This window comes from Sorangium sp. So ce590 (assembly GCF_051521365.1).
GTDB lineage: Bacteria > Myxococcota_A > Polyangia > Polyangiales > Polyangiaceae > Sorangium.
This window is the reverse complement of sequence record NZ_CP150346.1, coordinates 8453516-8472740: the sequence shown is the minus strand read 5'-3', so window position 1 is coordinate 8472740 and position 19225 is coordinate 8453516. Positions and strand designations below refer to the sequence as shown.

Annotated in this window: 13 protein-coding genes and 1 pseudogene; 10 read left to right on the top strand and 4 right to left on the bottom strand. The window is 67.8% G+C overall.

Going from position 1 to position 19225, the window contains the following annotated elements; all coding sequences use genetic code 11:
- The first annotated feature begins 110 nt into the window (after positions 1-110).
- Genes istA through istB form a run of 3 tightly spaced genes read left to right on the top strand, consistent with a single transcriptional unit; the run spans position 111 to position 2709 of the window.
- Positions 111-1631, top strand: coding sequence for an IS21 family transposase (istA, locus tag WMF28_RS31990; RefSeq protein WP_437597193.1), 1521 nt, complete (start codon positions 111-113; stop codon positions 1629-1631).
- A gap of 13 nt (positions 1632-1644) precedes the next feature.
- The gene (locus tag WMF28_RS31985) at positions 1645-1971 is read left to right on the top strand and encodes a hypothetical protein (protein ID WP_437597192.1); all 327 of its coding nucleotides are present in this window, start codon (positions 1645-1647) and stop codon (positions 1969-1971) included.
- The gene (gene istB, locus WMF28_RS31980) at positions 1972-2709 is read left to right on the top strand and encodes an IS21-like element helper ATPase IstB (RefSeq protein ID WP_437597191.1); all 738 of its coding nucleotides are present in this window, start codon (positions 1972-1974) and stop codon (positions 2707-2709) included.
- 230 nt (positions 2710-2939) lie between these two features.
- Here istB and WMF28_RS31975 read toward each other — a convergent pair.
- Positions 2940-3155, bottom strand: a pseudogene (locus tag WMF28_RS31975) (sigma factor); the annotation flags it as partial.
- A 222-nt stretch (positions 3156-3377) separates the two neighbouring features.
- On the opposite strand from WMF28_RS31975, the gene WMF28_RS31970 reads away from it, so the two are divergent.
- The 4 genes from WMF28_RS31970 (at position 3378) to WMF28_RS31955 (ending at position 8205) form a co-directional block, all read left to right on the top strand.
- Positions 3378-4481: a hypothetical protein gene (locus WMF28_RS31970; RefSeq protein WP_437597190.1), complete on the top strand. Its 1104-nt coding sequence runs from the start codon at positions 3378-3380 to the stop codon at positions 4479-4481.
- Positions 4482-4501: 20 nt separating this feature from the next.
- On the top strand, positions 4502-6136 hold the full coding sequence (locus tag WMF28_RS31965) for a hypothetical protein (protein WP_437597189.1): 1635 nt from the start codon (positions 4502-4504) through the stop codon (positions 6134-6136).
- 37 nt (positions 6137-6173) lie between these two features.
- On the top strand, positions 6174-7727 hold the full coding sequence (locus WMF28_RS31960) for a hypothetical protein (protein WP_437597187.1): 1554 nt from the start codon (positions 6174-6176) through the stop codon (positions 7725-7727).
- Positions 7728-7824: 97 nt separating this feature from the next.
- On the top strand, positions 7825-8205 hold the full coding sequence (locus WMF28_RS31955; RefSeq protein ID WP_020738812.1) for a hypothetical protein: 381 nt from the start codon (positions 7825-7827) through the stop codon (positions 8203-8205).
- A 45-nt stretch (positions 8206-8250) separates the two neighbouring features.
- Here the strand turns inward: WMF28_RS31955 and WMF28_RS31950 are convergent, their stop codons facing one another.
- The 3 genes from WMF28_RS31950 to WMF28_RS31940 all read right to left on the bottom strand — a co-directional run bounded on the left by WMF28_RS31950 (position 8251) and on the right by WMF28_RS31940 (position 12566).
- A complete protein-coding gene (locus tag WMF28_RS31950; RefSeq protein ID WP_437597186.1) occupies positions 8251-9198 on the bottom strand; it encodes a poly(ethylene terephthalate) hydrolase family protein in 948 nt (315 codons plus the stop codon).
- Between the two features lie 1159 nt (positions 9199-10357).
- Positions 10358-11410 carry an IS110 family transposase gene (locus tag WMF28_RS31945; RefSeq protein WP_437597185.1) on the bottom strand — a complete coding sequence of 351 codons (1053 nt, stop codon included), beginning with the start codon at positions 11408-11410 and terminating at the stop codon, positions 10358-10360.
- A gap of 844 nt (positions 11411-12254) precedes the next feature.
- Positions 12255-12566 (bottom strand): hypothetical protein, encoded by a 312-nt coding sequence (locus tag WMF28_RS31940; protein ID WP_437597184.1) that lies wholly within the window; start codon positions 12564-12566, stop codon positions 12255-12257.
- A gap of 2384 nt (positions 12567-14950) precedes the next feature.
- On the opposite strand from WMF28_RS31940, the gene WMF28_RS31935 reads away from it, so the two are divergent.
- The 3 genes from WMF28_RS31935 to WMF28_RS31925 all read left to right on the top strand — a co-directional run bounded on the left by WMF28_RS31935 (position 14951) and on the right by WMF28_RS31925 (position 19216).
- Entirely contained in the window at positions 14951-15478 is a 528-nt protein-coding gene (locus WMF28_RS31935) for a hypothetical protein (protein ID WP_437597182.1), read from the top strand.
- A gap of 71 nt (positions 15479-15549) precedes the next feature.
- Positions 15550-17565, top strand: a complete 2016-nt coding sequence (locus tag WMF28_RS31930) for a tyrosine-type recombinase/integrase (protein WP_437597181.1) — start codon at positions 15550-15552, stop codon at positions 17563-17565.
- A gap of 358 nt (positions 17566-17923) precedes the next feature.
- Positions 17924-19216, top strand: a complete 1293-nt coding sequence (locus WMF28_RS31925; protein ID WP_437597180.1) for a right-handed parallel beta-helix repeat-containing protein — start codon at positions 17924-17926, stop codon at positions 19214-19216.
- Positions 19217-19225: the final 9 nt, after the last annotated feature.

Here is a 19225-nt window from a genome sequence, read left to right as displayed (position 1 = left end):
CGTCTGTTCCGGTACGACCGTCGTGCCGGGACGACGGCGAGCGACGTCTGCTGGTTCCCCGAACGCCGTCGGCCCCGCGAGGAGGTGCGATGGCGACGGAGAGGCTGGCGATGCATCAAGCACGAGAGATCCTGCGGCAGAAGTTGACGCTGAAGCAAAGCCACCGCGAGGTGGTGGCCGCGCTTGGCGTGAGCATAGGGACGGTCAGCAAGGTCGCGGGCCGGGCGATGGCGCTCGGGCTGGACTGGACGGCGATAGAGGCGCTCGACGACGAGGCGCTCGACGAGCGGCTCTTCGGGCCGCGGATCACGTCGCATGACCCGCGACCGCTGCCAGATCCGGCGTCGTTGCACGTGGAGCTGCGACGGCCAGGCGTGACGTTGCAGCTGCTTCATCTCGAGTACCTGGAGCATCATCCAGACGGCTACCGCTACACGAAGTTCTGTGACGTGTACCGCGCATGGCTCGACCAGCGTGCGCCGACGATGCGCCAGGTGCATGCCGCCGGCGACAAGATGTTCGTCGATTACGCGGGCAAGAAGCCGCACTACGTGGAGCGGGCGACCGGCGAGGTCGTCGAGGTCGAGCTGTTCGTCGCGGTCCTCGGGGCCTCGAGCTACACGTACGCAGAGGCGACGCGCACGCAAAGACTCGCCGACTTCACGGCGAGCAACGCGCGGGCGTTCACGTTCTTCGGCGGCGTGACGAACGCGGTCGTGCCCGACCAGCTCAAGAGCGCCGTCACGGTGTCGAGCCGCTACGAGCCCGGCGTACAGCGGACGTTCGCCGAGCTCGGGCGTCACTACGGCACGACGATCCTGCCGGCCCGCCCGCGATCGCCGCGCGACAAGGCAAAGGTCGAGGTCGCCGTATTGGTCGCGGAGCGATGGATCCTCGCGCGCATGCGCAACGAGCAGTTCGACTCCCTCGGCGCGCTCAACGCGCGGATCGCCGAGCTTTGCGCCGAGCTCAATCGCCGTGTGATGAGGCACTACAAGGCGAGCCGGCTCGAGCTGTTCGAGCGGCTCGACAAGCCCGCGCTCCGCCCGTTGCCGGAGGAGCCGTTCGTGCACGCCGAGTGGACGAAGACGCGGCTGAACATCGACTATCACGCGAAGGTCCGCGACCACTTCTACTCGGCGCCGTTCACGCTGGTGCACGAGGAACTCTGGGCGCGCTCGACGGCGACGACGGTGGAGCTGTTCCACAGCCGTGGGCGCGTCGCGTCGCACCTGCGCAGCGATGTTCCCGGGCGACACACGACCGATCCGCAGCACATGCCGGCATCGCACCAGAAGCACGCGGAGTGGACACCGACACGCATCCTCGGCTGGGCGAGCACCGTGGGGCCGATGACGGCCATGCTGTCGGAGGCGATCCTCGCCGAGCGCCGCCATCCCGAGCACGGCTACCGCTCGTGCCTCGGCCTGTTCCGCCTCGCGAAGCGCTTCGGCAACGAGCGCGTCGAGGCGGCGTGCGGGCGAGCGCTCGCCGTGGGGGCGCGCTCGTATAGGCACGTCGAGTCGATCCTGAAGCATGGGTTGGATCGCGCGCCCATGCTCGACAACGCGCCACGCGAAGCGCCGAGCGTCGCCCACGAGAACGTGCGCGGCAGCGACTACTACCACTGACCGGAGTGACGACATGCCGACAGGTCTCATGATCGCTTCGCTGACGATGATGCTGCTCGCCGTCACGACGTTGCCAACAGAGGCGCATCGAGCGCAGTGGCTCGCCGCCGTGTTCGGTGGACGGTTCGACGAGCAACGGGCGAGAGCTCTCTTCGAGACACTGGACGAGGACGCTGAAGCCTTGCAGCGCGGCGCGCTCGTCGACGCGGTCTCGTGCCCACGCACGTTGCCTCCGACGTCGCGCCCCCGGGAGGCACGGCGACGCGCGCGTGGGCCCCCGATCGTGGTCGGCAACGAGTGCGTGGACGTCAGACAATCCTGTTGCAACTGGAGAGAATAGATGTTGAAAGAACCAACGATGGAGAAGCTCTACGCGATGCGGCTCGGCACGATGGCCGCCGCATGGTTGGAGCAGCAACAGAGTGCAGACACCGTGGCGCTGTCCTTCGACGAGCGCTTCGCGATGCTCGTCGACGCTGAGTGGATGGCGCGCGAGAACAAGCGCCTGAAGCGAGCGCTCACGGAGGCGAAGCTGCGCATCGCAGAGGCTACGGTCGAGGGCATCGACTATCCACCGCGTCGAGAACTCGACAAAGCCTTCATCCGGCAACTCGGGACCGGTAAATGGATCGAGGAGCACCAGGTCGTGCTCATCAGCGGCGCGACCGGAACGGGCAAGACGTACGTGTCCTGCGCGCTCGCCCAGCAAGCGTGTCGCAAGGGCTACCGCGCGGTGTACCGGCGCGCGTCCCGCCTCTTCGACGAGCTCCGCCTCGCCCGCGCCGACGGCAGCTACCCGCGCCTGCTCGCGCGTCTCGCGCGCGTCGACGTGCTCGTGATCGACGACTTCGCGATCGCGCCCGTGTTGGAGACCGAGCGGCGCGATCTGCTCGAGGTGCTCGAGGACCGGTACGCGATGCGCGCCACCGTGATCGCGAGCCAGCTGCCTCCCGAGCGCTGGCACGACTACCTCGCCGATCCGATCGTCGCCGACGCGATCTGCGACCGCGTCCTGCACGGCGCCCACCGCATCGCGCTGAACGGGCCTTCGAGGCGAAAGGAGGGCAAGCACGGGTAAGAGCGCGCGACGGACGTGAGCGCGCGACGGGGAGCGCCTCACCCACAATGGAGATGAGACACGCCGCGACGGCCGGGCGGTTGATTGTCAAGTGGAACGTGGGGTACGCTCGGACCCGTCCGGCAAGACGGGAAGGAGACACCAAGAGGGAACCAGAGGGACGTCGCTTCGCTCCGATCACGATGCCGCGTGACGGGCGTTCACGATGGCGCGGGACGAGTGTTCACGATGCGCGAAACACGCACGTGGTTCCGCGCCTGGTTCAGGACGATGGTGGCACCGTAGGACGCTCGGGCCTCCCCGAGCTCGACCCGCAGATCCGCTTCGAGTCCACGCAGCAAGGCGTCCTGCGCGAGGTCCTCCGCGTGCCGCGCAGGGACCCCGAAACGCCGCGCGAGGCGCCGGAAGAACTCGAAGCCGGTAGGGGTGCTGCCTGGCTCGCCCATCACCGGTAGAACACCTGAGCCGTCTGCAGGGCTTCAAGAAAATGCAGGGCGGCTCCAGGGCCGGTCGGATAAGGTGCGACATGCGGGGCCGCAGGGGCGCGACTACACGAGCAGCGATGGCCGCATTCCCTGTTCGGGCGGGGTTTTTCTCGTCCGATCGTCCAGGGCATGCCAGTTTCAGCGCCGTTGACGCGCCACGGCTGGCGTAAGTACTGTCTATGCATGCGTTTTGTTGCGCAATCGCTTTGGATATGCCTGATGCTTGGCGTCGCGATCGGCACTACCCATCCGGTTCGTGCGGAGGATCGCAATCCGGTCCCCGCACGAAGTGACGGCTCGAGCGTAAAGGACCAGCTTCGCCGCGCCCGACGAGCTTGGGCATCGGGGAAGTGGACCGAGGCACACGCCGCCTATAAGGCGGCATTCGAGGCGATCGACTCGACATCTGTTACAGAGAAAGAGTCCGCTGAGGTCGCTGGAGAGCTGGGGCTCTGCGAGCTCAAGTTACGCAAGTTTCGTGACGCAGCGGAGCACCTGGCTTGGAGCCTTGAGCGGCGCAAGGCCCTTTCTCCTGACCAGCAAAAAGGATTCGCGGACGGACTGGCCAAGGCCGTTCAGTTCGTCCCGACGCTCTATCTGTCGGTAGATCCGCCGGATGCCGAGGTGCTCATCGACGGCAAGCCCATCGGCCGACCCAGGCGGACCTACACACTGTTCTTCGAGCCTGGCAAGCACATGGTGCGGGCCCGAGCACCGGGCCGTGAGGAAGGATCTCAGACGCTGGACGCGCAGGCGGCGACGGAGCCGACCATGACGATACAGTTGCCGCGCACGGTCGTGAGCAGCGCCAAGGAGGGCGCGCCCGCGGCACCGATAACCGCGAGCGCACCGCCCGCTTTGCGCCCGCAGGCTCCCGGGCAGCCGGCGTCGTGGCCGACGACGCTGCGAATCGCCGGGATCGCCGTCACGACGGCCACCCTGTCCGCGGGCACCCTGCTCATGATCCGGGCCACCAGTCTTGACGGCGATCTGAGCGAACGGCGCGACGGGCTCAGCGGCGGTGCGGCGGCGAGCGGGTCCAGGTGCTGGCAAGCGGCGGACCGCCCGGCGTGCGCTGACCTGCTCCGCCTCCGAGACGAGCGCAACCTGTCCGCGGGCGTGGGCACGGCCATGCTCATCGCCGGCGGTGTGATCGGGGCAGCGACCGCCGCCTCGTTCTTCACGGACTTCTCCTTCCTGGGGCTCACGCCGGCTGAGGATCGGATCCACGCCTCGCCCGTGGCGACCGAGCGAGAGATCGGCGTGAAGGTCGAGGGGCTGTGGTGAGGACATCAGGGGCCGAGCCGATGCATTCGAAGGAAGGCCGGCGCGTGGCGACGTCCGTCGTCGCCGTCGCGATCTTCATGTGCGGCGCGAGCACGCTGACAGGGTGCCCGTACTCCGACCCTTGCTGGGAGGTGGAGGCGTGCGAACCCGATCCGGTGCCTCCGCCCGGTCCGTGCGAGGGAGAGCCCGGCACGGCGCCGGCGCTGGATGAATGCGGGGTGTTCGTCAGCGAGCAGGGCGACGACAACAGCCCCGGAACGAAGGGCGCGCCAGTGAGGACGTTGCGACACGCGATCGGGCTCGCCGCGCACGGGCGAAGCCACGGCGAGGCAGCGACCCGGCGCGTGTACGCGTGCGGCGGGGAGTTCGCGGAGACGATCTCGCTTCCCTCGGGGGTCGACCTCTGGGGGGGCCGCCGGTGTAACGGCGGGGATTGGTCATATGAAGGGTCGTTCGGCGGGCCGGAGCACCCGACGATCATCGCTCCGCCGGGAGGGATCCCGCTGCGGGTCCTCGGGGAGGAGGGTACGGTGCTCGCGCGGGACGACACGACGTCGGTGATCGCCGGCGTGCGAGTTGTCGCGGCGGACGCCTCGGCGCCCGATCGCAAGTCGTCGATCGCGATGGTTCTGAGCACGGGGGCCAGGGCGATCGTGCAGGACAGCGTGATCGTCGCGGGCAACGGCAAGGACGGGGAGCCGGGCGAGGACGCGCCGAGCTATCGAGCGACGGATGGCGTGGTGGGGAACGACGGCGCGGATGCCTGCACCGCGGACTCCCCGACGGGCGCCCTTCCGGTGGTCACCGTGTGCGACGACGGCATCGAGTCGACGGGCGGCTATGGCGGTGACGGCGGACTCGACGTCGGCGGCGATGGCGCACCGGGACAGCCGTTGCCTGCGGAGGATTCCGAGTACGACGGCCACGCCGGGCTCGGCGCGGCTCTCGGGCGATGCAGCAAAGGCGGCAATGGCGCAGACGGCGCCGACGCCGGTCGCGCGCGTGGTGCCTTTGGCCCAGGCATCCTCAGCGGCGATGGATGGATCGGTGTCCGTGGTGAGGACGGGAAGCGAGGCCGCACCGGCCAGGGGGGCGGCGGCGGTGGCGGCAGCAAGTCGCGCGGGCCCATGGTCGCCTGTCGGGCAGGCGGCCCCCAGGGGGGTGCCGCCGGCGGCTCGGGAGGAAGCGGCGGCTGTGGCGGTCAGGGCGGCTATGGCGGCGGCTATGGCGGTGCGAGCATCGGGATCGTTGCGCTGGACGGCACGGAACTCACGGTCGCAGCCAGCGACGTGTTCACGGGCAAGGGCGGCCAGGGCGGCGTGGGCGGGACGGGCCAACCGGGGGGGGTCGGTTGGACCGGTGGTCATGGGGGCGGGACTTCTGACGCTGAAATGTGGACGGGGTGCCCTGGCGGTTGGGGAGGCAGTGGCGGTCGCGGAGGCGATGCCGGCGGCGGGCTCGGCGGCGCATCCGTCGGCATCGCCTACGTGGTGCCCAACTTCGCCATTCGACCCGGGACCAACATTGTTGCCGGTCCCGCCGGTGATGGTGGCCTCGCGGGGAACGCCGGCCCGGCGGACGATGCGGGCGCTGGGGCGGAAGGCCCGTGGGGTGAGCTCTATCGTTTCGGTGCGGCAAGCGAGCCGCCCCATTGACGCGCGCTTCGCGAGACGCTGCCAGCGAGGGATGCCGATGCACTTGAATTCCGCGATTCTCCTGGTCTCTCTTGTGCCGCTCGCCGCGGTCGGTTGCGGCACGGCGCCGGGGGTGAACGACCCAGACGGAGCGCCGCCGTGCGGCGATCCATCGACGTGTGCAGGTGATCCGATTCCCGAGTCGGTCTGCCTGGAGCATCTCGCGGCGGGGCGGGCGATGGACGGCTGCGGCGTGTTCGTCAACGATCCGGTTCTCGGCGGTGACGACGCGAACCCCGGCACGAAAGACAGGCCGGTTACTTCCCTGCCGCGCGCCATCGAGCTCGCGCGCACCGGGCGCGGTCGCGTGTTCCTCACTGGCAATGCTTTCGTGGAGTCCATCCTGCTGCCCTCCGGGGTGGATATCTATGGAGGCTTCGACTTCTTGGAATGGGAACGGCATCGGGAGCTTGGAGATCCGGTGTACAACATGGCCAAGCTCACTGCACCGGTTGGGCACATCCCGCTGACCATCGAGCCGGCGCGGGCAGGCGACACGGGGGCTGCGGATGGCGTCTCGATCATCGATCACGTGTACGTCCGCAGCCCAAGGCATATGGGAATGATCGTTCAGTCGGGGACCGCGGTAGAGATCATCGGAAGCTGGATCCAAGCCAAGCAGGGATTGAGGGGCCACCATGGGGAGAAATGGCCGGGTGGGGCAGCGTCGGGGCCGGACGGGCAGTATGGGGGAGACGCGTGCTCCGCAGCGACGGTCCCGGGCGGGGCTCCGCCGGTGAACTCCTGCGAGGGAGGGATCCCGAGCGACGGTGGCAAGGGAGGAGACGGGCTCGCGGACGGCGCTGGAGATGGGGAGGATGGCGAGCCCGTACCCCAGCCGAACCCCAACTACGATGGGTATGGAGGCCGTGGCAACCGGGCAGACGGAGGTTGCAGCAGCGGCGCCCCCGGGAGAAGCGGGATGTGGGGTGCCGCCGGCGCACCGGGCAAGGGCCGCGGGCGGATCGATGAGACCGGATGGCACCCCGACAGGGCCGGCGACGGCGCCCGGGGGATGCCGGGCCAAGGCGGCGGCGGGGGCGGCGGGCGTCGCGGTGGGCTCGCGGCGTGCGGCGTGGCCACAAAGGGCGGCGCCGGTGGCGGCTCCGGAGGCGCGGGCGGCTGCGGGGGGCGGGGCGGCCGAGGGGGCGAGAACGGCCAACCGAGCATCGCGATGGTGGCGCTCCACGCCAAGGTGACGGTGCGCGATAGCATCATCACCGCCCGCGACGGGGGCAAAGGCGGCGACGGCGGGGAGCCGGAGGAAGGCGGCCCTGGCGGGCGTGGCGCACCAGGAGGCGCCTTCGGGGACGGCATGTGGTCCTGCCAGGGTGGCAGCGGCGGCCTCGGAGGCGACGGCGGCTACGGCGGTCCCGGGCGCGGCGGCGACTCGATCGCCATCGCCTACCTCGACGAGGACCAGCTCACGCTGGAGGGGGTCACCTTCGAGATCGGGCTGCCGGGCCCAGGCGGAACGAGCTGGGATTGGTCTGGCGAGGAGATCACGGGGGAGGACGGCATCGCTGTCGAGACGCTGCGCTTCCCTGAGTAGGGTCGACGGGGAGGCTCTGTGAACCGGTACCGATAGCGCATTAGCGGCGACGCGCCCGGGCCCACGCGACAGCGCACGTGAGCCTGATGTCAGCAAGGTGGACGGTCGCGCCGAGCTCCAGGAATCTCACGCCAGGCCGCGGCGCCGAGCCCATGGCTTTCAAGCGGCGCACGTCGACGAGAGCCTGCTGAGCGCGTTCCCGCGCAGCGTCATTCCAGAGGAGCGGCGGCGGCGAGTCTACTGGAACGGCGTGCTCGCGCGCGCGGAGGTGAGCTCCAGCTACAAGCCGGCGCGCAAGCTATGGCGTCGCGAGCGACAAGGCCACTACATGCCCAGCACGGTCGGCGTGCGAGTCGCCGGCGAAGCGGGCAAGCCGGACACCTACGTGCCGCTCGATCGCCTGCTAGGTTGCGACATCCTCGAAGAACAGGGCGCGCCAGACGCAGCCAGCCGGGCTCATGTCACGAGCCCGTCCTGAAACGTGATGCTGCCGAGCACGAACGTCTGCTCGGTGTACCGCCTGTCACTCGTTCCAGTTCTTCCACTCGTTCCAATTCTTGGACTGAGTCTGCCACACGCCCTTGTTGTTGTAGTCGCCACCGTCTTTGAGGAACGCGTCCTTGCGGGAGTTCTCCCCGCCGAGGTGCCAACGCATCCAAGCAACGTTCGCTCCGGCGCCGTCCCAAGGCCCCGAGCCGTGACCACCGCCCTTCATCTTGCCGAGCCAGACTGGCCCCTTGTTGCCGGCGTTGTTGAAGTCACCCTCGGCGTTGGGCGCCTCTTGACCCGTTTCACCGTAGATGATGCCGACAGGGATCTTGAGATTGACGAGGGCGTTGTGCTCGAAGGAGCCGCTGTTGTTGAGCAACGCGGTGGAGACGCGCTCATCGGTTTGAGCAGCCGCTTCCGACGACAGCCCGCCCATCGAGTGCCCGAACACACCAACGCGGTCGAGGATCAAGCGGCCGTACATGGGGCTGTTCTGATCGGCGTCCTGAGCCTCCAGCCAATCGATCGCCGCCGACATGAGCACGGCGTCGCCCGTCGACTCTCGAATACCGACGAGGACGAAGCCGTGCGAGGCCATGCGCGTCAGCAGCTGTAGGTAGTCGCGAGGAGGGGTACCTCCGCCCGGACCCCAAATGGCCACCGGGTGCTTCTTGTTGGGCTCGGTGGTGAGCGTCGTCGGCCTGACGAGAATGTGGCCACCGCCGCTGAACGAGAGGTCCTGAACCGTCGTCTCGAGCGGTCCGTTAGCGTTCACATTGTCACCCGCCAGCACCACTTCGGGCCGATTGACCTGGCCGCCGCTACCGCCCGCGCCCGCGCCCGAGTCGCTGCCTCCGGAGCTCGTGCCGGTGCCTGCGGACCCCGCAGTGGTACCACCCGAGCTGTTGCCAGCGGCCTCGCCCGTGCCGCCCGCTCCGGCGGGGTCAGCGCCGCCGCCAGAGCTGGTATCGGTTCCGCCCAAGCCCGCGGCACCCGAGCTCGAACCGCTCGCCCCTGGGCTGTAGCCGTCGCCGGGAGCGGACTCGCTCGAGCAAGCAAGAACTAGAATGAGAACAGAAGGAGCTAGTTGCCTCATGGGATACCTCGGAGCTCCGAGCGCGCTTTCTTGACGACGGCCCTCAGGCCAACCTGCTACCGGAGCGGAAAAATCCGAACGACTCGCTGCTGTGCGGCGGCTGCGATGTGAGCGCACACATGACCCGATTCCGCTACGAAGTCCACCTATTCCGCTGCCGCGCGATTGTTCAAACCGCGCTAAACTCGAGGACTTCGGCCGGACGGCTCTAGCGCCCGACGGCGGGAGTATCGTCACCTCGTGAGCCTGACCGAGCCGACCGACTTTCCCATGCCGGAGGTTGACGCCAATGGGGTCGACCAGTAGTGTACAGCTATACGGTAGGATGCCTTCCGCTTGGTGCCAGTAGTGTACAGCTATACGGTAGGATGCCTTCCGCTTGGTGCGACGTCGCGGTAATCGCAGGCGGTTCACGAGTGGAAGGCCTGTCTGATCGCATAAGGCCCGTTCTGTCGACAAACTCGTACAGTCGGACTGCACGAGCCAGCAACGGCTCCGAGAATCTTGCTTTGCGGAACGCGTTTGCTTGTCCTTCTATGGAACGTAGTGTCAAGCCAGATCCCTCCCGATCGCCGACCGTCCTCTTCAACGGAGGCGTCCGCTCCCAGTCGGCACGTGCGGCGTGGCTTGTCCGGGTTCGGCTGGCTTTTGCGACGGGGCTTGCCCGCGTTCAGCTGGCAAGCGCGGCGAGCCTTGAGCGCTTCCCGGTCGACCACGCGTCCGCGATTGGCATCGGAACCGCTGGCCAATACGGAGGATGACGGTAGCTCCCTTTCTGGGGTGTTTTCGCTGGCATCCTCGACGAGATCGAAGCCCTGTTGTTCTCGCGCACGGAGCGGGAACCATCCTTCTATCTGGGCCTCTTCTGACCATGGCTTCTTTCGGTACTCCGAGTGGGCATAGCCTATCCGAGGGACCTCAGGTCGACTGCGCCTGGGCCAGGACAAGCATGGATACTCACCCTCGAACCTTGCTCGTCTCCAGCTGCTGCGCCGGCGATTACACCGCTGCTGGGGATTGATAAATCCACACGTGAGACGAGTCTTTAGCCTTGCTTGCGATGCTTCGTCAGGTCGTACTTCTCCTTGCTCTTCCACATCGAAAGAGCGATCGCGGCGATCTTGCGGGCGATCGTCAGCTTCGCCAGGTTCGGCTTCGTGCCCGCATCGATCAGCCGCTGGTAGTCCTGTTGCAACGGCTCGTTCGGCAGCTGCGTGATCACCGTCGTCGCCGCGCCCTTGAAGACGTTCTTCAGCGTGCGGTTGTGATTCAGGTTCAAGCCGCGCGTCTTCTGTACCTCGGCCCGCCTCCAGCCGCCTTCTTTGTTCTGGATCCAGTCCGACGTCGAGCGCATCACGATCCCGAGGCCGCAATACGACCAGAACTGCCGCTTGGTCCGGAACCGCGCCGGCGACACGACGATGGGCATCATCTGCGCCACCCGGATCGGCCCCAGCCCAGGGCACGACTCGAGCACCCGGCTCATCGGGTGTCGGTGCGCTTCGGCGACGAGGCCCTTCTCCGCTCGCCGCCGCACCGCTTCCACCGCATCGTACTGCGCGTAGAGCATCGTCGCCGCCGCACGGCTCGCGTTGGGCAGCTTCTCCAAAAACTCCCCGCGGCCCTGCTCCGAGTACACGCTCTTGCCCGCCACGGCCACGCCGCGCGACCGAAGCAACGCTTTGATCCGGTTCTGCACCCGCACCACGTCCTGCACGATCATCGCGTGGGTGCGGCCCAGTTCGCCCAGCGTCTTGTACTCGCCCACCTCCTTGAACACGCGCGTCTTGATCGCTCCCGTGCGCAGTTGCTCGGCCAGCCGGAACGCGTCGCGCTCGTCGCTCTTCTGGCCTCGGCTCTCCGAGACCATCGCCACCACGATCTCCTCCGCGTGCGGCGAGAGGATCTCGTAGAGCCACCTGCTTTGCGTCCCTTCCTCGAACACCACGTGCCTCTTGCCGGTGATCGTCTTGAGTTGCTCCACGAGCGCTTGGCCGTTCGTCTCGACCACGTGCGACCCCTGCCGCTTGCCGCTCTCCCCAATCACCGCAAACGTCCTGCTTGCGGCGTGAACATCCAGACCGATATACTTCTGCACTGGCGCCCCCTTTCGCAGCTGCGTGGACCTGCAAACCAGCGCTGGCCTCGACGAACGGAGGGCGCCAGCCCTTCCGCAGGCTCGCTGTCATGGGCTCGCTCGCCTCGACGCCACCCTCGCGGCCAGTCAGCCCCACCTGCCCCGAGCTCGAGCCCCCAGCGGAGCGCCCCTCCGACGTCGCCCACGGTTCGCGTGAGGCACCGCGCGCAGCTCGTGTCCGGGCCGCCGCAGGCGCCCGCGCAGCGGGGCGATGCGCCTGGACACGAGCGAGCACGGTGCCACCGTCCCCAGGCGACGGCGAAGATGCGCCCACGTCGCCGGTCGGACCGGCGCCGTCGGCGCATGCGGGGATCTGCGGGCACGGGGCTGCGGACGCCACGTTCCCAACATGCCTATCCGCCGCGCCCGCGCGAGCGGAGGAGCCTCCGTCGGCAGACCCAGATGCCGCAGGATAGCGACGATCGCCGACGGCTCCTCCACGGTAGTTGCCGGCGGCGTAATCGGCGAGCGTGGCCTTGAGCTCGGTGGTCATGAGGCTCGGGTTGCCGGCAGCCTCGAGTGATCGAGAAACGCAGACGTGCCCAGCGCACGCGCGCCGGTGCCCCGTCGTCGGGCTTCATCGGGTGGCTCATCGGCGCCTCCTTCGCGGCGGCGCCAACGCGGACATGGGGACGGCGCAGCTCCTCGACGGACACGGACCGGCCCGTGGCGGGCGCGCCGCCGCCCGCGGGTCTTGGCTCATGAGGGCCTCCTTCACGAGCGACGTCTCGTCGTCGCTCGAGTGTTCGACCCTACATTGCCGCGGAATCCCCGCGGAGATCACCTCCTCCGCGGGGCGCGAGGCTCAGGCGCTCCCCCTCAAGAAACGTGATCCGTAGGGCACCGAGATCGTCGTGAGCGGCGCCAGCAGCTCGAGCATCGTCCTCACCTGCTGCGTCTGCGTACCCTCGAGCCGATCGACGATCGAAGCCGGCACGCGCCCGACGTCGGCGCCGATGAGTCGCGCGCAGATCGAGACGAACACCCCCGTGCGCAGGAAGGGGCCCTGCCACCAGCCGAGCCATCGGCGCGTCGTGCGCGCCGGCACCCCAGTCCGCCGCCGGATCTTCGCAGCCGCGCGGAGGGCGAGCGCGACGATGGTCGCCAGGATCACCACCGGCCCCCCAATAGACCCGCGGCCCGAGGAAGCGCACCGACGGCGGCATCGCGCGCTTCCGACAGCCCTCGCGCCCGCAGCACAAGCTGAACCGACGGGCGAACGCCTCGCCCGCTGGCGCGACGAGGGCCCCACGCGGCTTGCGGTCGCAGTCGCACCGGTGCAGCGGCCCGTCGCACACGGGGCAGCCCTCGGCCGCGACCCGGCGCGTCACCGCCTCGTCCACCTCCACCAGCACCCTGAAGAACCCGCGCCCAAGATGGGGGTCGTCCAGCATGGTCTACCTCCGGTCCTGAAACCCGGAGGGGAGCCCCCTCGGACGAACTTCACCAAGTTCAGTGAGGGGGCTTCCTTGTGCGCCCCTCAAACAAGTTGATCAGGATGGGCCCCAGCCCCCTCCATCTCCCTGACGGTTCTCATTCGCGCGCGGGCGGCTCGTCGGAGCGCGCCGTCGGGAAGGTCGCGGTCACGGCGCGCTGACTGCCGAACGCTTGGGGCTGCACACGATGCCGCCCGTGCAGCAGCGTCGCCCGCCAGCGCGGCCCGCCGACCGCGCGCCTGGAGCCGCCGACCGCGCGAGGGTAGCTACTCCTGCCACATCCGAACCTCCGTTGTTGTGGCGTTTCGGGTTCGGGACAGAGCCTGAACGAGCGCGCGTGAGGCGGCCCGAAATGGTAATTCTGACGATCCGGTAACTCGTCGCGAGTTACCGGGATCTAGTCAGGCGGGGAACCCGCTCTGATGACGCGCAGTTAGGCCGTTTCGAGAGAGCGCCCGAGGGGCCGATTTTGGAGGGGCGCGAAGGGGTCGATTTGGTAATTTCGCGCGGGGTCGGCTGCGCGTCTCCGGCGAGCCGCCGACCTCCGTTTTGTCGCATGCGACAGGGCGGCGCGCGCCGGGCACAACCGCGGGCCGGCCCGAGCGGCGCTGCGCGAGCTCGTCCTGGCGGACGCCGGGGCGGCCTGGGGCTGGCGCCTGGACGCGAGCACGCGGCGGGGCGCGAACTCGGCGCACGGGGCCGCGGAGCTCGTCCACACGGGAGGCTGACGGCAGGCGGAGCTCGTCCAGGTGGACGTACGCGCGGCCGGCGGACGCGGCGCCGGGAGGGCTGGCCCCGCTCGACGGCCGGGCGGTGGGATCGCCGGAGGGGTCACCCCGCACACCGAGGTCACCTGATCGGGCCCCAGCGAATGCCAGTCAGGTCACGGTGCCACGTGAGAACCGGCGTCCTCTTGGTCGCACGTTACATCAGACTTTAATGCCGTCACCCTCGCCAGGCGCCGACTCTTGTACTGTGCTTTAACGCTCTTTAAAGTTGAACGGAAAAATGAAGGCTTCGCCCTGGCAGGTTTGTGGTTCGGTGCTTTTGTAGACGCATGAGCTCGCGGCGCTGGTACGAGCTCGCGTGCGGAGTTGTCCGCGCGCCGAGCCACGTCCTGGAAGAGTGTTTCCAGATGAACAAGCAGACCCGGTGCCACCTGCGCGCGATCGCACGGCTGCACCCCGAGATCGGCAACCTGTGTGATCAGCTTGAAGCGCCCTGGAACGCCGTGCGAAGGATCGCGCACGCGCCGGGGGCGGCGGAACAGTGGGAGCGCGCGGCGCAGGTGCTCGGTGAGCTCGTGGAGAAGCGCCGGGCGACGGCGCCACGCCGGTCGAGGCTGGAGGCTGCGCGCCTGGAGGCGCTGAAGCGAATGGGACCGCCGATGGAGGGGGGAGGAAGACTTGCAAGCAGCCTGCGAGCAGCGTGGGAGGCGGCAGAGCGCGGGACGCCCGCGGTCTCAAGCCCACGTCCGAGCGATCGGCATGCTAGTCTGCGGTGCAGAGCTACCCGCCGGGAAGCGCGCCAGTCGAGCACATGAAGCGGCGTCGCGTTGGACTTTCGCCGCGTACCTCTCCCGTGCGTGCCGATCGCGCCCGCTCGCCGATCCTAATTCAGGGAGCAGGCGACGCTGGCGCACGCGCGACGTCGTGCAGCTCCAGGTGCGTCAAGGAGTGCTGCCACGGCGCCGGTACGGCGCCGCGCTCGGCCCGATGGACGAGGCCGACGGCGCAACGTTCGCCGACGTCCGCCTCGATCTCTGCGACGGCGTCGCGCCCGCCCGGGGTGGACAAGGCCCGATGGGTGGCTCTACGTCGCCTCCACGCGCGGCGTCGCCGGAGCGCGCGAATTACCAAATCGAGTCCTTCGCAAGCCCCCATTTTCTGCCCCTCGGCAGGGCTTTCCAGAACACCCAACCCCGCGATGCAACAGGGTGTTTTCCCCAGGCAGGTCTCCGGGCAATTCATGTCGAATCACCGGCGACACGGAATTACCGTTTCGTGCTCCTTTCAGAAGCGGCGGTCACGGTCGCGCACGAACCCAACACGAATGGATGTATAGTATGACACGAGCGGCTCTCGCGCGTGTATCGGCACCGCTTGCTCTTCGTCAGGCTGGTAACGGCACGCTCGCCATCGACAGAGAGAGCCTGGAGACGCCCGCCGGCGGATGGTCCAGCCCGAAGGTGATCGGCCAGCCAGCGACGGCGACGGCAACCGCAACGCTCGCGATCCCGCTGGATGGGCTGACGATCACGGCGCCGCAGCCGGAGATGCTCTCGCAGAAGAACGTCGAGTCGGTCACCGGTATCCCGGCGCGCGTCTTCCTCGACACGATCCGCGCGCCGGGCTTTCCCCTGCTGATCACCAAACTCGGCAAGTTGCGCGTGGTCCAGCGCGAGTCGTTCGTTGCGTACCTGCGGGCGCTGGCCAGTGAGCCGGCGTCGCGTCGCACCGCCGAGGCGGATGAGAACACTCGGGTTGCCGCCGTGCTTGCCTCTGCCGGGCTCGAACCTGTTCCGCAGCCGCCCACCGGCCGAGCGAGCGCCCGTCACGCCGATGCGAGGCGTGCTAGGCTGGCGCTGAAGTAGAGCGGGCCCGCTCGGCGCTACCAACGCCGGACGGGCCCTTGATCGACCCCCGCGTTCCCGGAGACCGACCCATGACCGACGTACCGCAGCTGCGGGCGCGCGCCAAGCGCTCGCCGGCAGTCGCTACCTCGTCCGTTCCTTCAGCCGGATCAACCGAGCGCCGCGCACGTGCGAGCCGCCCTGGTGGGCGCGCCTCGCCGCCGGAGGCGGGAGCCGCGCCCGGTGCGAGCTTACCGGGAGCGTCGAGCTCTGCAGAGCGCCCGCAGGGCACCGCGCCATCAGCGGCAGGCGACAAGCGCGCCAACGGCTCCGGGTCAGTCCGGTTGCGCAGGAGCACGTGGACCGCGCGTCTGAGCCTCGGCGAGGCGGGGCGACGCACGTTCAGCCTGCCGACGTGTCGGACCGAGCACGACGCCAACGCGCGGCTGGAAGTGTTGGCCGATCTCAGCAGGCACCTGCTCGCTGCCGGGCAGATCGTGCTCGGCCTGCCGCTGCTGGAGCAGGCTGCCGCGCGCGAGGGCAGCGCGCTCCGTGACGTCCGGATCGCGATCAACCACCTGTGCAGGGGCGAAGCGCGCGCCCGTGCCTCCGGGGAAACCACGTTCGCCGAGTTCGCTGAGCGGGTTCTTTCTGGAAAGCTTGCCGAGCAGTATCCGGATCATGTGAAGGCGATTCGGACAGCCGATAAATATGAGCAGAGGCTGGGCCACGTGCTCGACGTGCTAGGCCCTGTTCCCCTCGTGCGCTTCACACTCGACCATGCTGACCACGCGATGTCACGGCTGCCGGTGCACCTGGAGCCCGGATCGCGCCGAAATATTGCGATTGTCATCCATCGGCTACTGGCACTGGCTGCCTACCCCGCGCGCATCATCGCGCACAACCCGCTGCCACGCGGGTGGATTCCGAAGATAGAGAATAACAAGGCAAAGGGTTACTTGTACCCCGACGAGGATCAACGCCTCATGAGGAGTCAGTTGGTCCCGCTGTGCTTCCGGATCTACTACGGCTTCCTCACGCGCGAGGGAATGCGAGCCGACGAGGCCGGAACTCTCGAATGGTCGGATGTCGACCTTGACCGGGGAGCCGTTGTTCTCGATGAGAACAAGACCGATGACCCCCGTGCCTGGGCACTATCGCCGGATGTGGTGCGCGCGCTTCGTGCTTATCGCGAGCTCTGGCCGGACAATCGGCGTGTCTTCGTCGGGCCAAAGTGTGACCCCTTGCCGGGTTGTCACGGGGCGGAACGCTTCAGAGAACACCTCCAACGCGCGGGAGTCGATCGACCCGAGCTGTTCGAGACCACGGAGTCGAGGCTGAACATCCGATTGCACGACACTCGAGCGACCTTCATTACCATCAAGCTCGCGAATGGTCGCACGGAGACGTGGATCTCCGACCGAACCGGACACAAGTCGAGCGGCCAGATCCACCACTACAAGCGCGCCGCGCGCAAGATCGCCGAGCTTGGGCTGGGCGACTTTGCCCCCCTGGACGAGGCGATCCCCGAGCTGAGAGGAAAGGGCGGCTCGGTAGGAGGAGGCCAACCCGCGTCCGCTGGAGCAGGCATGGGCTCGGCGAGCGCCGAAGCTTCCGCCTCCGGCGCGCCGCCCGGTCAGACGGCGCCCCCGGACGACGTCCCCGCCCCCGCCACGGCGGACGCTGGCGCCTTCACAGGCGGTTCGTTGGGCCCGCGTTGGGCCACGCCGGAAGAGGACTCGGCCACGCGGCAGTCGGAACCAATTGAAATAATAGATATTTCTGCCGCTGACGCCTCGGCGCCGGAGATGTCCTCGCGGAACATCTCGACGAGGGCGTTGTGCTCGAGCGTCGGCATGACGCTCGGCCTTCAGCACCCCCCATGCCGACACGAAACGCCGGGAAAATGCGAGCAAAGCTCCAGCTCAGGGGTGGCGGCGCCATGGCGGACGCAGGCGGCCATGGACGCCGGCTGGGAAGCGGACTGGGCCGGCGACGGCGGCCGGGGGTACGCCGGGCCAGGGCGGCGCAGAGCGTTTCCGCTCGGTCAATATAATCTTCGACCGACGGCCGGCGGTCGTCATGACACCCAAAGCGGGGTCCGCTGATCCGCCGACAAAAGCCAGCAACCCCAACGGCTTCACTCGTTTTTGGAACATCCCATACACCCATGCTGGCGCCTGGGAGCACCGTCCACCACGTGGCGCCGATCGTCGGTCTGGGACGTGCGCCGACGCAGATCATGAGCTGAGCGTCGAAGCCGCTCTGTCATCGACGATCATCCACGCGATGAAAACTCGCGATTTTGGATTGCCGATACCTTTTCCGGATTCCATCATTGCGGCCCGACTCGCTGTACCCCTCGACGCTGGACAGCGCCGAAGGCGAACACCGACCCACGCGGGAAGACACCAGCTCACGCCTCGACCGGCGGCTTCGACTTCCAGCACAGAGAGGAGCACCAGGATGAAGTCTACGATCCTCTTGCTGACATTGACCGCGGCGCTCCTGATTCATCGGGGCGCCCTGGCAGCAAATTACTATGTCGACTGCGACATTGGCGACGACGGTGGAGAGGGCAACTCGGACGACCCATGGCAGACCCTTCAATTCGCCGTCGACAACATCAACAACGGCGATACGATCATCGTGCGCCCGGGGTTCTGTGAGGGTTGTCGCATCAGCGAGTCGGGGGCGCCAGGCGCAGGGAGAAAGACCCTGAGGGGCGAGCCCGGCGTCACGATCGATATGCCTGGGACCGAGAACGCACACGGCAGCAACATCGAAGTCGAGCTCGTTGACGCCACGGTGAGCCATTGGATCATCGAGGGCTTCGAGGTGGCGAACGCGCCTAGAGCCGGCGTCGATCTACGCGGTACGAGCGACATCACCGTCAGGCTCTGCGATGTCCACGACAGCGTTCGGACGGGCATATTCACCGCGTTCAGCGACGATGCGGTGATCGAGTACAACGAATCCGCTTTCAACGGCGAGCATGGGGTGTACACCAGCAACAGCGGGGATCGCCCCCAGGTCCGCGGCAACCTGCTCCATCACAACGCGTCCGCCGGCGTTCACATGAACGGCGACAGAAATTTCACGCCGGGCGACGGGATCATCACCGGCGCTACCGTCGAGCAGAATGAGATCTGGGAGAACGGCACGAGCGGGGCCTCCGCGATCAATTGCGATGGGGTCAGCGACAGCATGTTCAGGAACAATCTCCTCTACGGGAACCACGCGAGCGGCATCTCGCTTTACGCGATAGACGGGGCGGAGGGATCGAGCCGCAACCAGGTTTACAACAACACGATCGTGATGGCGGCAGACAGCCGCTGGGTGATCAACATCCCGAGCTCGGAGGGCGGCATCTCCAATCCGGTCGGCAACAAGATCAAGAACAACATCCTCTATACACCGCGGATCGACAGGGGATCCATCCTGATCTACCAGCCCACCATCGCCGGCTTCGAGAGCGACTACAACGTCGTCGTGAACCGCTTCAGCACGGACGGCGGCAGCTCGATAGTCAACCTGAGCACGTGGCGGAACCGCGGCCACGACAGGAACTCGCTGGTCGCCTCTCCGACGAACCTCTTCGTCGACCCGAACGCGCCGTTCGACCCCGATTTCCGCCTGAGGCCAGGCTCCTTGGCCATCGACAGGGGAACGGCGGTCCCTGTGTTCATCGATCTGGACTGGGTCGCTCGGCCCCAGGGGCCCCGCTGGGACATCGGCGCTTATGAGTTCATCATGTAGCGGCAAAGC